The organism is Veillonella sp. CHU740, from assembly GCF_003992055.1.
GTDB lineage: Bacteria > Bacillota > Negativicutes > Veillonellales > Veillonellaceae > F0422.
The window spans coordinates 43,556-57,914 of record NZ_RQVD01000005.1 but is presented as its reverse complement, the minus strand read 5'-3'; the positions used below and the strand labels follow the sequence as shown (position 1 = coordinate 57,914).

The window sequence follows — 14,359 nt, the reverse complement described above, 5'->3', positions numbered from 1 at the left end:
AAAATTTTAATTTACCTATAAATTAAGTAGGATTTTTTTGAAAGCCTATAGTCATATGGGAATAGTTGTGATACTATTAGGGTATACATATTCTTTTTATATTCAAAACGAGGTGGTATTATGGCAAATTACAACCCTTATGAAAATATGCTGCAAACTTTAGACTTGGCAGCGGATACACTAGGTATCCCACGCAATGACTATGAAGTATTGCGTCACCCTGAACGTGAAATGAACGTGGCTATTCCAGTACAAATGGATGATGGACATGTGGAAGTATTTACTGGCTACCGATGCCAACATAGCTCCGTTCTTGGCGCATCTAAAGGTGGATTGCGCTTTCACCCAGATGCAGATGAAAATGAAGTGCGTGCATTAGGTGCTTGGATGACCATCAAAAATGCCATTGCTCATTTACCATATGGTGGTGGCAAAGGCGGTATCAAGGTAGATCCGAAAAAACTAAGTGAAAGAGAGTTGGAACGTTTAACACGTGGTTTCGTTCGTAAAATTGCTCCTATCATTGGAGTAGAACGAGATGTGCCAGCTCCTGATGTGAACACAAATCCGCAAATCATGTCTTGGATTGTCGATGAGTACAGTGCGTTAACTGGTCAATGGACACCAGGGATCGTAACAGGTAAACCATTAGCAATTGGTGGTTCTTTAGGTCGTAATGAAGCAACAGGCCGTGGCTGTATGTTTACATTACTTTCCTACTTGGAAAAACAAGGTAAATCTATTAAAGATTTGACGATTGCTGTACAAGGTTTTGGTAATGTAGGATCTGTTGGTGCTTTATTGATGCATCGTGAAGGTGCTAAAATCGTTGCCATCGGTGATGTACATGGATCTCTGTACAATGCAAACGGCATCGATGTAGAAAAAGCTTACGAATATGCAAACTCTCATGGCCGTTCTTTAGAAGGCTACGAAGAGCCAGGTATGACAAGAATCCCTAATCCAGATTTATTGTTATTGGATGTAGACGTGCTATACTTAGCGGCCTTAGAAAACCAAGTGAACGAAGCCAATATGAAAGAAGTAAAAGCAAAATTAATCTTGGAAGGTGCTAACGGACCATTAACCAAAGATGCAGACTTATACTTCTTTGAAAAAGGTATTCCTGTATTGCCAGACGTATTAGCGAATGGCGGAGGCGTGGTGGTATCCTATTATGAATGGGTACAAAACAAAGCTGGCTTCTACTGGTCTGAAGAAGAAGTAAACGAAAAATTAGCGAAGAACATGAAAAAAAGCTTTGAAGAAGTATGGGCTATGCAAGAAGAGTTTAAAGTATACCCAAGATTGGCTGCGTACATGGTGGCATTGCGTCGTTTAGTAGAAGCATTAAAAATTAAAGGATATAACGGTTAATATATCTGCCCTATCTGCTCATCTTAGATGATGTAATATTTACTAGAGAGCCAGATTTATTGTATAATTTAGGTAATAATATATTATTTATTTTGTATAAGGTGAGAGGAGGTTTATAATCTAAATTTTAATTCAGTCGAATTCGACCGAATTAAATCCGAAGCAGGATATAATTCATTAACATTCAAGGTACAGACGATATGATGGTTGACTCGGTGGGGATGAGCACCTTATTCTTGCCTGATGTGCAGTATCACTTTCACGGTATGAATCCTGATGATGTAGTGATTCATGCATATAATATGTTGTATTTTATTTTAGAAAATGACAATCCTGTTGGTGATGGTGATACTATTAGCGGCCTAGAGAATGGGGAATTGGATTCAAATGTGCAATGGACATTGCAGTATGAGGATTCCCTAGTTCAACCGGTGAGAGCAGTGCTTGATGTAAATATGGGTGAATATACTTCTGGAACTCGTTAGTTGTTAATCGATGAAAGGTGAGAGTGTTATGAGTAATCAACGTATTTTTGATATGGAACTTGTGAAAGTTGAAAGTTTGGAGAAGGCTGTTAGGACGCCATTTTATCAAACTGATTCCACAGGTGGTTCAGTTTGGGTTATTAAACCTGGTCAAACCTTACCAAAGCATTATCATCATAATTCTGATGATATATGGGTTGTATTGCAAGGAACAGGGGTATTTTATCCAACGCCGGATACTGAGGTGCCTTTTACAAAGGGGCAAGTTATAGTATCTAAAAAGGGTGAATGTCATGGTGCAAAAAATACTGGAACGGAAGATATTGTCTTTGTGAGTATCGTTGCTCCGGTGCCTGCTGATTATGATCCTGTTTATACTAATTAATATGAAAGCACTTTATAGTATTTTCTGGCTCTATAATAAATGTTGGGGTGACACCACTACGGTGTCACTTCCAACATTATTTTTTTGCAAAAAAATAAGCATATAAGGCTCACATGCTTTACAATAAAAGTGTCAAAGTCCTAAAGAAAGGATGTGAGCTTATATGCCTACTACTGATTATACTGAATTTTTACATAATGTAAAACAAGAATATATTACAAATAGCTATGAATTAGACGGAATATTTATTTTTGACATAGAATTACCAGCAACATCACATATTTGCCCAAAGTGTGGAGAAACTACAAAGCATATTAAGGATTATCGTATACGTACTGTAAAGTTTGGAAAAGTACAACGAGGTCCACTAATTGGAAAATACAGACAGCGTCGGTATATTTGTCCGCATTGTGGTCATTCTTTTGCCGAAAGCAATCCATTTGTACGAAAACATATGCAACTAAGTGTAACTAATATTAGAATGCTATTTGATAAACTTACTGAAAGTGTAACCTATACAGCTATTGCTAACGAGTGTGATACATCTATTACTACAGTATTACGTTATTGCTCTATGATCACTATACCTAAGCCCAAGACCTTACCCACTGTGATTGGTATTGATGAGTTTAAAGGAAATGCAGAAGGCTACCAATACCAAGTTAATTTAACTAATCCAGATACACATGAAATATTAGATATTTTACCGAAACGTGATACGCAAGCATTAATCCACTATTTTGCATCATTTAAACATAAGGATCGCCTACAAGTTAAGTTTATTGTAATGGATATGTCCATACAATTTAAGCGCATCATGGAGGCGCTATTTCCACATGCGCATATTATCTGTGATCGATACCATGTATGTCGACTTGTAGATTGGGCGGTAGAGCGAGTTAGAAAGCGTGAGCAACATAAACTGGCTGCTTATTCACGTATGTTAAAACAGAATCGACGTGTACTAATGAAGCATCCAGACCATTTAACGGAAGCCGAACATATTAAACTATGTGAAATACTCAGAATATCTGATGATTTACGAAAAGCATATGCTTTAAAACTTTCTTTTAGAAAAATCTTTTCAATCTATGGTAAACAAAGAATAGCTGCACATTTAACGCATTGGTTGGAATTAGTAAAAGCATCTGGCTTAAATGAATTTAATAACTTCTTTACATCATTTCCTGCATGGATGACGCAATTAACTAATGCATTCTTACTTCCATATTCTAATGGATACACAGAAGGAACTAACAACAAAATTAAAGTATTAAAACGGATAAGCTATGGACTTCGCCACTTTGGTAGATTTAGAGTACGTATTCTACTTTTGAGCAAAAAGAATGGCACCAACCATAACTATGATTGGTGCCAAAGAAGACTCGTAGGGTGAATACCCCAACATTTGACAGAGAGCCTTAATTTAAATAAAAAGGGGTTACAATACAGGTTATTCCTGTATTGTAACCCCTTCTTCGCCATCTAAATCAGTTACAGCAACCCGTACACTTTCAAGATGTGAAGTAGGAATATTTTTACCTACATAATCTGCTCGTATTGGTAATTCTCGATGACCACGATCTACGAGAACTGCCAACTGAATAGATTTAGGTCTACCAGATGTCATCAATGCATTTAATGCTGCACGAATGGTGCGCCCTGTGTAAAGTACATCATCAACGAGGATAATTGTTTTCTCTGTTGTATCAATCGTACAGGGTTCCCCCTCTTTTTGACGAGCATCACGATCATCACGATACATAGCAACATTGAGTGGTTCACATTCAATACGAATACCTTCAATGCGTTCGATTTCGGCCTGCAAACGTTTTGCCAAAATAACACCACGTCGTTCAATGCCTACAATAAGAGCATTAGATAAGCCTTTATTACGTTCTAGGATTTCGTGACTAATACGACGAATCGCGCGCATAATAGCATCTTGATCCATCAATAAGCGTTTCTTTTCCATATATACGCCCTTATAGCACAGAGTTCTCTATGCCCCTTTACAAATATAGTTAGAAGATTATTTAGTAAACCACAATATAAGACAGTTATTTCATTTGCATGTATTTACGTTTGTCTACGGTTGTCTACGTTTCTTTACATTTCGTTGATTTCTTTTCATTTTTTCGCTTATTTACGCTTATCTTCTCGATATGTTTTAGCAAACTCTATACATGCTTTGAAGTCATCTGGAAGAGGCGCCTCAAAATGCATACTTTCACCTGTAATTGGATGTTTTACATCTAAAGATTTAGAGTGCAATGCCTGTCCTTCAATAGGAAAATCCATACGACAGTAACCATAGAACGGATCATTAACAACAGGATGACCTATATGAGCAAAATGTACACGAATTTGATGTGTGCGACCAGTTTCTAAATTACATTCAACCAATGTTTGATGTCCAAATCGTTCAACCACATTAAAATGAGTAACTGCATCCTTACTATTTTCAAAGACAACCGCCATTTTCATACGATCCTTAGGATGTCTTCCAATAGGAGCCTTAATTGTACCCTTTTCTTCTACAATATTACCTTGTACTAATGCTAAATATGTCCGTTTAGCAGAATGCTCCTTTACCTGCTCCGCTAAACCTATATGAGCTGCATCATTCTTAGCCGCCATCATAACACCAGATGTATCCTTATCTAAACGGTGAACAATACCAGGTCTAATCTCACCATTAATACCGGACAAATCCTTACAATGATATAGCAATGCATTAACAAGTGTACCCGAATAATTGCCCACCGCAGGGTGAACAACCATACCACGTTGTTTATTTACAATGATAATATCATGATCTTCATACAATACATCTAAAGGAATATCCTCTGGTTTTACCTCTACAGATTCAGGCTCCGGTATCTCTACACGTACAACAGCATTTGGTGTAAGTCTAAGATTTGCTTTCCCTACCTAGCACCTACTGTAACGTGACCACCTTTAATTAAACTTTGAATATAACTACGAGACCCTTCCATATGTTCTGTTAAGAATACATCCAGTCTCATACCGTCTTGCTCAGCATTTACAATATATTCGTTCATCCTCTACCTCTCTATGAGTTAAGTATCATATATTAATTAATTATATGTCATAATATATGAATTATTTATCATCATCTTTTAATGTAAATAAATAGTAGACTACTAAAGCTACGCCTACACAGATACCAATATCAGCAACATTAAAAATAGGCCATATACGGAAATCAAAAAAATCTACCACACCATGAATCATGTAACGATCAATGCCATTACCAATAGCACCAGACACTAATAAAGCAGATCCAATCTGTAAAGTCCACGGACCTTTTGATAAGCGCTTCCAATAATATGCACATGCGCCTAGCAAAATAACCGCTACCAGTAAGAAAAACCATCGCTGATTAGCAAGCATACCAAATGCTGCACCGCGATTAATAATATATGTTAAATGAAATACATTGGGTATAACCACTAAAGACTCACCTAACATAAAATGATTCATAATGTAATATTTAGTCCATTGATCTAAGAGTAACCAAAGAATTAGTATAATATAAAACAAGCTGTACTCCCTTATAATAATATATATCTTAATAGTCCTATTATACTAAGTTAAGCAAATTTAGGCAAAATAAAAAGCCCCTCAATGAGGGGCCGTTTAATTTGTGATTACTCAGCGGAAATTACAGATACTGGGCAAACGGATTCGCAAGAACCGCAATCGATGCAAGTATCGTTGATTTCATATTTAGTTTCGCCTTCAGAAATAGCAGAAACTGGGCAAACAGATGCGCAAGAACCACATTTAATGCAACCATCAGCAATAACTCTCATAATTAGGACCTCCATAAAAATATAGATCAGAACTTTTTATTATCATTTAGAAAGGCACTTGCCTCAACTTATGTTCTCATTATCACACAGTTCTTTTTGAAAGTCAAATGAAAATGATAAAAAACTGTATATATTTTTGCATATTACTTTTTCATTTTTAGTATACAAAGCCTATGTTTATAGGTATTTTGATATTACTTTTCATTTAATTAATTGAATATGATATTCAACAAATGAGAATGTTGTAATTATCAATTTTATAAAATCCTAATCATTATAATAGGAATTTAATTATCAATATTTATTATCATAAAAACTATTTTTTTATTACAACAGATTTAACGCTTATCTATATTTTAATCTAACATATAAACTTCACTCTAAAAAAGGCCGAATCATACGATTCGACCTCATTTATATTTATAAAGTAAAGTAATATCTTTACTATTATTCACTATATAACAATAATACTATTTTTTTCTTATAGCACTTAGAAAGATGTTAAGAATGTTAGTGTACCTAAAATAACGCCTGCAAGGTTTGGTACGATTAAAATATAATCACGTTTAGGTGATTTTGTCCAACCATATAATACCCAGATCAAACAGGATACTGCTGCAAATAATGGTTGCCATGGTTGACTAGGTTGACCATGAAGATTAGCAATTATTTGTGGGATATAGGCTAAAAATACAAATACACCAATAAATGCACCAATAGAACCAACTAACATGTTAAATCTTTCTTTTGTCATAGATGACCTCCTTATTAAACATTACATTATTATAGCTTACACAATATACTATATCATATTTTTTCGATGTAGTCAATTGTGTAAAATTAATCATGCAAATTAGTTTAGGCTCTATAATAAATGTTGGGGTGACACCACTACGGTGTCACTTCCAACATTATTTTTTTGCAAAAAAATAAGCATATAAGGCTCACATGCTTTACAATAAAAGTGTCAAAGTCCTAAAGAAAGGATGTGAGCTTATATGCCTACTACTGATTATACTGAATTTTTACATAATGTAAAACAAGAATATATTACAAATAGCTATGAATTAGACGGAATATTTATTTTTGACATAGAATTACCAGCAACATCACATATTTGCCCAAAGTGTGGAGAAACCACAAAGCATATTAAGGATTACCGCATACGTACTGTAAAGTTTGGAAAAGTACAACGAGGCCCACTAATTGGAAAATACAGACAGCGTCGGTATATTTGTCCGCATTGTGGTCATTCTTTTGCTGAAAGCAATCCATTTGTACGAAAACATATGCAACTAAGTGTAACTAATATTAGAATGCTATTTGATAAACTTACTGAAAGTGTAACCTATACAGCTATTGCTAACGAGTGTGATACATCTATTACTACAGTATTACGTTATTGCTCTATGATCACTATACCTAAGCCCAAGACCTTACCCACTGTGATTGGTATTGATGAGTTTAAAGGAAATGCAGAAGGCTACCAATACCAAGTTAATTTAACTAATCCAGATACACATGAAATATTAGATATTTTACCGAAACGTGATACGCAAGCATTAATCCACTATTTTGCATCATTTAAACATAAGGATCGCCTACAAGTTAAGTTTATTGTAATGGATATGTCCATACAATTTAAGCGCATCATGGAGGCGCTATTTCCACATGCGCATATTATCTGTGATCGATACCATGTATGTCGACTTGTAGATTGGGCGGTAGAGCGAGTTAGAAAGCGTGAGCAACATAAACTGGCTGCTTATTCACGTATGTTAAAACAGAATCGACGTGTACTAATGAAGCATCCAGACCATTTAACGGAAGCCGAACATATTAAACTATGTGAAATACTCAGAATATCTGATGATTTACGAAAAGCATATGCTTTAAAACTTTCTTTTAGAAAAATCTTTTCAATCTATGGTAAACAAAGAATGGCTGCACATTTAACGCATTGGTTGGAATTAGTAAAAGCATCTGGCTTAGATGAATTTAATAACTTCTTTACATCATTTCCTGCATGGATGACGCAATTAACTAATGCATTCTTACTTCCATATTCTAATGGATACACAGAAGGAACTAACAACAAAATTAAAGTATTAAAACGGATAAGCTATGGACTTCGCCACTTTGGTAGATTTAGAGTACGTATTCTACTTTTGAGCAAAAAGAATGGCACCAACCATACATATGATTGGTGCCAAAGAAGACTCGTAGGGTGAATACCCCAACATTTGACAGAGAGCCTTTTATTTAATATGTTTACTACCACGTTCTGTCATCGGTGTGCCATTTTGGCAAAGTGGGCATGCATCAGCTTCAAATGTTGGTACTGTTAAGTTCAACAAGGCTTGTACTTTTTCGTTTGGTACGCCAAAGTCTGCTTTACCACCACTGCGGTTTACAAGAAGGCCTACGCCAACGATTTCACCGCCAGCTTCGTTTACAACATCTACTACTTCACGAACGGATCCGCCTGTGGTTACGATATCTTCTACGATAAGAACACGTTGTCCTTTTTCAATGCGGAAACCACGACGTAATGTCATTTTACCTTTTTCTCGTTCTGTAAAGATAGCACGAGTGCCTAAGGCTTTACCTACTTCGTGAGCCAATAAGATACCGCCAGTCATAGGTCCAATCACAAGCTCTACATTTTGGTCTTCAAAACGACGAGCTAATTCTTGGCATAATTGTTCAGTATATTTTGGATGGGATAAGACATTAAACTTTTCTACATACATTGGGCTGTGAAGGCCAGATGTTAACAAGAAATGTCCTTCTAAAATAGCTTGTGTGTCGATTAATAATTGTTTTACATTCTCTTCTGTCATCATTTTTGAACTGTCTCCATTTCCTCAACAATTAAACGAACTGCTTCTTGTGGATTTTCTGCTTGTGTAATTGGTCGTCCTACCACAATGCGAGACGCCCCATCTTGTAAAGCGCTACTAGGGGTAGCAATACGTTTTTGGTCGTTAGTAGCGGCAAACGATGGACGGATACCTGGTGTGACGATTAAGAAATCTTCTCCGCAGGCTTCACGAATTAGTTTCGCTTCTAATGGGGAAGCCACAACACCATCAACACCAGCCTCTTTGGCTAGTTTTGCTAATTTCACAACATGGTCTGAAATCGGTAAAGAGCCACCAATAGCGGACCAATTTTCATCATCAAAGCTTGTTAAGGCTGTAATCGCTAATAGTTTAGGCCGTTCAATGCCCAGTTCAGCAGCTTGTTCTTTGGCTGCTTTCATAGCGGCTTCCATCATCACCTTGCCACCTTGGCTATGAATGGTGATGAGCTTTGCCCCTAACCGTGTTAAGGATTTAATGCCATGAGCCACTGTGTTCGGAATATCGTGTAGTTTCAAATCAAGAAATACCGATTTATTGTGGTCTCGCAAATAGGCTACAGTTTGCTCACCTGCTGCATAGAATAGTTCCATGCCAACTTTATAATAGCTGACGGAATCGCCTAGGGATGTTACGATGGACTGCATCGCCTCCATTGAGGACACATCTAAGGCTACAATTAAACGATTATCTGCCATAGGAACCTCCTTGTTTCACAAATCGTATTATTATTTCATAGTTTATACTGAAAGTCAAGACTTTTTAATTATTCGTTGAAATTTGAATGACTATAATTTATAATGAAACTAAAATTTAATACATAGTATATAGGAGATGAACGTATGAAATTAGTTGTGACAGTAGTAGGACAAGACAGAGTAGGTATTATTGCGGGAGTGACCCGTGTGTTAGCGGACAATGAAGTGAATGTGGTATCCATTAACCAAACGATTTTGGATGGTATCTTTAACATGATTATGATGTGTGAAGTCAGTGATTCTGCCGACCTTAGCAATATTCAACAAGCATTAGCAGCAGAAGGTGAACAGTTAGGAGTTCAAATTTTAGCGCAAAATGCAGCCATCTTTTTAAGCATGCATCGTGTGGGATAAGCGAGGGTACCTATGTTAAGTATTGAAAATATTTTAGAAACGAATCGGATGATTCAAAATAATAAATTAGATGTGCGTACGATCACTATGGGGATTAGTTTACTTGGTTGTATCTCAGAAGATGGAGATCGTATGTGCACTCGTATCTATGACCATATTACAAAAGAAGCAGAATACCTTGTGAAAACAGGGGAAGATTTAGAACGTGAATTAGGTGTGCCTATCATCAATAAACGTATTTCTGTGACACCCATATCTTTAATTGGTGGGGCCTCCAACTTACCTAACTATGTACCTATTGCTCGTGCCTTAGATAAAGCAGCAAAAGCGGTTGGTGTAAATTTCATCGGTGGTTTCTCCGCCTTAGTATCCAAAGGGTATACGGAAGGGGATCGCAAACTGATTGCGTCCATCCCAGAGGCTCTAGCGACGACAGATATCGTATGCAGCTCGGTGGGTATCGGCTCTACGAAGGCAGGCATCAATATGGATGCAGTGGCTGAAATGGGGCATATTGTGAAAGAAACGGCTCGTCTTACAGCAGATAGAGATGCTTTGGGTTGTGCGAAGCTTGTCATTTTCTGCAATCCTGTAGAAGATAATCCGTTTATGGCAGGTGCGTTCCACGGTGTCACAGAAGGTCAGACCACTATTAGCGTGGGTGTTAGCGGTCCAGGGGTTGTGAAACATGCTTTGGAATCTGTAAAAGGCGAACCATTTGATGTAGTGGCAGAAACGATTAAACGGACGGCTTTCAAAATTACTCGTGTAGGCCAGTTAGTGGCACAAGAAGCATCACGTAGATTGAATAAACAATTTGGTATTATCGATATTTCTTTAGCACCCACACCTGCCGTAGGGGACTCTGTAGCACATGTGCTAGAAGAAATGGGGTTAGAAGCGTGCGGTACCCATGGTACTACGGCAGCTTTGGCCTTGTTGAACGATGCTGTGAAAAAAGGTGGCCTTATGGCATCCTCTCACGTAGGTGGATTAAGTGGTGCTTTCATTCCTGTCAGCGAAGATAAGGGTATGATTGATGCGGTTACATTAGGCAGTTTGTCCTTAGATAAATTAGAAGCTATGACTTGCGTTTGTTCCGTTGGATTAGATATGATTGCTGTACCGGGAGATACCTCAGCAGCGACCATTTCAGCTATTATTGCGGACGAAGCTGCTATTGGTATGATTAATAATAAAACGACAGCGGTACGACTTATTCCAGTACCGAATAAGACGGTAGGGGATATCGTAGAATTTGGTGGCCTCTTAGGATATGCACCGATTATAAAAGTACATCCATTTAGTTCGGAAGAGTTCATTCGCCGTGGCGGACGCATTCCGGCGCCAGTACGCAGCTTGACAAATTAATGAGTTTGAACCATAGGGAATCTTCCATAGTAGTTGCATATTATAGAATATAGTGAGGTAACATTATGAAACAAATTGTTGTGATGGAACCATTAGGCGTATCCGAAGAATTATTACAATCCTTAGCAGAACCTTTCAAGACACAAGGCTATGAACTAGTTGTACATACTACGAAAGAAACAGACAAAGTTAAATTATTGGACCGTGTCCATGAAGCATCTATTATTATCTTAGCGAACCAACCTTTGTCTGGTGACATCATTCGCCAATGTCCAAACTTAGAGTTTATTTCTGTGGCTTTCACAGGGGTGGACCATGTGGATTTGGATGCATGCCGTGAAAAAGGAATTGTAGTGAGCAATGCAGCAGGCTATTCGACGAAAGCCGTTACAGAATTGGTGTTTGGGTTAGCTATCTCTGTACTTCGCCATGTATTACCTTGCGATAGCCGTACACGGACAGGAGGCACAAAGGAGGGGTTCCCTGGATTCGAACTATATGGTAAAACGTTTGGTGTCGTAGGAACGGGTGCCATTGGTAGTGCTGTGGCTCGTATTGCAAAAGCCTTTGGTTGTAAGGTGCTTGCCTACAATCGTTCAGACAAACCAGGATTGGTAGCGGAAGGTGTTACCTTTGCTGATTTAGATACAGTAGTACGAGAAGCAGATATTCTATCCTTACATGTACCATTGACGGATGCGACACACCATTTAATTGATGCGAAACGTATTGATATGATGAAAGATACGGCGGTATTGATCAACACGGCACGTGGTCCTGTAGTAGATAATGAGGCATTGGCTAAAACGTTGAAAGCTGGCAAATTGAGAGGCGCTGGTATCGATGTATTTGAAGTAGAACCACCAATTTCGACAGACCATCCATTATGTGATGCACCTCGTACAGTATTAACACCGCACATTGCCTTTGCGAGCCAAGAAGCGTTTGTCACACGAGCTCATATGGTGATGGATAATATCGTGGCATTTTTACAAGGGAAACCTATCAATCGAGTGTGTTAACTTTGATCTAACACCATTGTTACGTCATAAAGATATGATATTTTGATGAGAAAAGTAAAACTATAAAAAAAGAAACATAAGTGAGGCTACTTTGTTATACCTGAAATCAGTTATATATCATGTATCTCACTTATGTTTCTTTTTATTTTTATAGTTACATTTTATACAGTTCTTATAGGAAAGAAACTGAATATAGCATACCTTTATTCTACGGTGGTGTCTTTTGTAATCACATAGTAGTCAATAGGGAATACTTTTACATTTTTTACTCGTTTTGTTGTTACTACATTGGCACTTGGATAGTATAAGAAATAACCAGCGCTATCTTCTAGCAACACATTTTGAATATCTTTGACAATCGCTGTGCGTTCTTCTTCGTTAAATGTGGTTGTCATTTTACTAATTAACTCATCAACCTTCGGATTCGAATAGTCGCCACGATTGGATTTGGCACCAGTTTTGAAAGCTAGGCTAAGGAACCAATATGGATCATTTGTGGACATTGTTACCCAGTTTGTTTCTCCCATATCAAAACCATTAGGAGCTAAAGTTAGTAATTCATCAGGACCCTGTACACGTTTTAATTCGACTTCAACACCAGCTTGTTTTAAATCGTCTTGAAGTTTTTCGTAAACGCTACTATCTTTACCAAAAAGAGCTAACACTAAGTGTAATGGTTTGCCATCTTTCATGTAGGTAGCACCTTGTTTTGTGTAACCAGCTTGTTTTAGTAATTCATCTGCTTTAGCTAAATCTTTATGTTGTTTATTTTTTAGTTCGTCAAAGCCTAGGTTGGCTGTTGGAGGGAATGGCGCACCTCCAGTAACGGCACCATTACCGATTACTTTTGCTAATGCATCATAATCGATCATATTTGCGACAGCTGCTCGTACGGTTGGATTTGATAATACATTGCCTTCACGGACATTCAACTGTAGCATATATGTGCGAACCCCTGCGGTCTCAATGATGTTATAATCACCCTTTTCAAATAAACTTCGATTAGCACTATCTACTTTTTGGATCATATCTACATCTTTAGACTGTAGAGCCATAGCACGTTTATTATTATCTTCTAGATCTTTAACTGTTAAAGAATCTAAAGCAGGTGTTCCACCCCAGTATTCTTTGAACTGATCCAACTGAATTTCTTCTTTTTTTGTATGTTTTACAATTTTGTAAGGGCCAGTCAAAATTGGCGCATTATCCATATCTGTTGTATCTTGTACATCTACAATGACAAAAGCAGGCTCAGTTAAACTAGCTAGTAAATCAACATTTGGTTCTGTTGTTTTAATAATTAGATTTTGACCATCCACTGTAATAGAGTCTATCTTTACAGCTTCTTTGGAACGCTTGCTCTCAGCGATTGTACGTTCAATAGATGCTTTTACCGCCTCAGGTGTCATCATAGAACCATTATGGAATTTTACATTTTCTCGAATATGGAATTTCCATGTTAAAGGATCCACCACTTCCCAGGAATCGGCTAACTGAGGTTCAAATTTCATATCTGAACTTACTGTTGCCAACGTTTCACCGGCACCGATTCGTGTTAATGTCCACGCATCCCATTCATGTGTAGGGTTCAATGTTTCACCAAACCAATATAAACCAAGATTCAAATGCTTGCCATTTTTGCTTGATTCATCAGAACCACAGCCAGCAATTAAACCGATAGCAACAAACAGCGTCATTGCTAGTGCAACCCATTTTTTCATATATCCTCCTTATAAAAAAACTAAAGACTAACTATAGTATACTGTATTCCTAGATAAAAGACAATGATTCTCATAAAAATGGATATATATTGGAAGTGTATAAGTTGCTAAATGCTTTTGTAATTATATATTTAATCATACATAAGGAATAAAATTAAATTGTTATATTTACAAAGAGAGCCC

At 37.3% G+C, this 14,359-nt stretch carries 14 protein-coding genes and 2 pseudogenes; 8 read left to right on the top strand and 8 right to left on the bottom strand.

What is annotated here, in order from left to right:
* Window positions 1-120 precede the first annotated feature (120 nt).
* The 4 genes and pseudogenes from EO115_RS04275 to EO115_RS04260 all read left to right on the top strand — a co-directional run bounded on the left by EO115_RS04275 (window position 121) and on the right by EO115_RS04260 (window position 3,643).
* A complete protein-coding gene (locus tag EO115_RS04275) occupies window positions 121-1,377 on the top strand; it encodes a Glu/Leu/Phe/Val dehydrogenase (protein WP_009353161.1) in 1,257 nt (418 codons plus the stop codon).
* Window positions 1,378-1,550: 173 nt separating this feature from the next.
* A pseudogene (locus EO115_RS04270) lies at window positions 1,551-1,862 on the top strand (DUF4261 domain-containing protein); the annotation flags it as partial.
* A 28-nt stretch (window positions 1,863-1,890) separates the two neighbouring features.
* Window positions 1,891-2,247, top strand: a complete 357-nt coding sequence (locus tag EO115_RS04265) for a cupin domain-containing protein (protein ID WP_126937746.1) — start codon at window positions 1,891-1,893, stop codon at window positions 2,245-2,247.
* A gap of 163 nt (window positions 2,248-2,410) precedes the next feature.
* Window positions 2,411-3,643, top strand: a complete 1,233-nt coding sequence (locus EO115_RS04260) for an ISL3 family transposase (RefSeq protein WP_005380819.1) — start codon at window positions 2,411-2,413, stop codon at window positions 3,641-3,643.
* A 57-nt stretch (window positions 3,644-3,700) separates the two neighbouring features.
* Here the strand turns inward: EO115_RS04260 and pyrR are convergent, their stop codons facing one another.
* From pyrR to EO115_RS04235, 5 genes and pseudogenes are all read right to left on the bottom strand, one after another.
* The gene (gene pyrR / locus EO115_RS04255) at window positions 3,701-4,222 is read right to left on the bottom strand and encodes a bifunctional pyr operon transcriptional regulator/uracil phosphoribosyltransferase PyrR (protein ID WP_126937745.1); all 522 of its coding nucleotides are present in this window, start codon (window positions 4,220-4,222) and stop codon (window positions 3,701-3,703) included.
* A gap of 167 nt (window positions 4,223-4,389) precedes the next feature.
* Window positions 4,390-5,312, bottom strand: a pseudogene (locus tag EO115_RS04250) (RluA family pseudouridine synthase).
* Window positions 5,313-5,373: 61 nt separating this feature from the next.
* Window positions 5,374-5,814 (bottom strand): signal peptidase II, encoded by a 441-nt coding sequence (gene lspA / locus EO115_RS04245; RefSeq protein WP_039969072.1) that lies wholly within the window; start codon window positions 5,812-5,814, stop codon window positions 5,374-5,376.
* Window positions 5,815-5,921: 107 nt separating this feature from the next.
* The gene (locus tag EO115_RS04240) at window positions 5,922-6,086 is read right to left on the bottom strand and encodes a DUF362 domain-containing protein (RefSeq protein WP_005386021.1); all 165 of its coding nucleotides are present in this window, start codon (window positions 6,084-6,086) and stop codon (window positions 5,922-5,924) included.
* Between the two features lie 490 nt (window positions 6,087-6,576).
* Window positions 6,577-6,840, bottom strand: coding sequence for a SemiSWEET family transporter (locus EO115_RS04235; protein ID WP_004696474.1), 264 nt, complete (start codon window positions 6,838-6,840; stop codon window positions 6,577-6,579).
* A gap of 244 nt (window positions 6,841-7,084) precedes the next feature.
* Here EO115_RS04235 and EO115_RS04230 point away from each other — a divergent pair, with 244 nt between their 5' ends.
* Complete coding sequence (locus EO115_RS04230; RefSeq protein ID WP_126937744.1) at window positions 7,085-8,317, top strand: ISL3 family transposase; 1,233 nt, start codon at window positions 7,085-7,087, stop codon at window positions 8,315-8,317.
* A 27-nt stretch (window positions 8,318-8,344) separates the two neighbouring features.
* On the opposite strand, the gene pyrE is transcribed toward EO115_RS04230, so the two are convergent.
* Window positions 8,345-8,932 carry an orotate phosphoribosyltransferase gene (gene pyrE, locus EO115_RS04225; protein ID WP_126937743.1) on the bottom strand — a complete coding sequence of 196 codons (588 nt, stop codon included), beginning with the start codon at window positions 8,930-8,932 and terminating at the stop codon, window positions 8,345-8,347.
* Window positions 8,929-9,648, bottom strand: a complete 720-nt coding sequence (gene pyrF, locus EO115_RS04220; RefSeq protein ID WP_126937742.1) for an orotidine-5'-phosphate decarboxylase — start codon at window positions 9,646-9,648, stop codon at window positions 8,929-8,931. The genes pyrE and pyrF overlap by 4 nt, the downstream gene beginning before the upstream one ends.
* A 144-nt stretch (window positions 9,649-9,792) precedes the next feature.
* Here pyrF and EO115_RS04215 point away from each other — a divergent pair, with 144 nt between their 5' ends.
* The 3 genes from EO115_RS04215 to EO115_RS04205 all read left to right on the top strand — a co-directional run bounded on the left by EO115_RS04215 (window position 9,793) and on the right by EO115_RS04205 (window position 12,455).
* Window positions 9,793-10,062, top strand: a complete 270-nt coding sequence (locus EO115_RS04215; RefSeq protein ID WP_126937741.1) for an ACT domain-containing protein — start codon at window positions 9,793-9,795, stop codon at window positions 10,060-10,062.
* 12 nt (window positions 10,063-10,074) lie between these two features.
* On the top strand, window positions 10,075-11,433 hold the full coding sequence (locus EO115_RS04210) for a PFL family protein (protein WP_126937740.1): 1,359 nt from the start codon (window positions 10,075-10,077) through the stop codon (window positions 11,431-11,433).
* Between the two features lie 65 nt (window positions 11,434-11,498).
* Window positions 11,499-12,455, top strand: coding sequence for a 2-hydroxyacid dehydrogenase (locus tag EO115_RS04205; RefSeq protein WP_126937739.1), 957 nt, complete (start codon window positions 11,499-11,501; stop codon window positions 12,453-12,455).
* 203 nt (window positions 12,456-12,658) lie between these two features.
* Here EO115_RS04205 and EO115_RS04200 read toward each other — a convergent pair whose 3' ends face one another.
* Entirely contained in the window at window positions 12,659-14,176 is a 1,518-nt protein-coding gene (locus EO115_RS04200) for an ABC transporter substrate-binding protein (protein ID WP_126937738.1), read from the bottom strand.
* Between the last annotated feature and the right edge of the window lie 183 nt (window positions 14,177-14,359).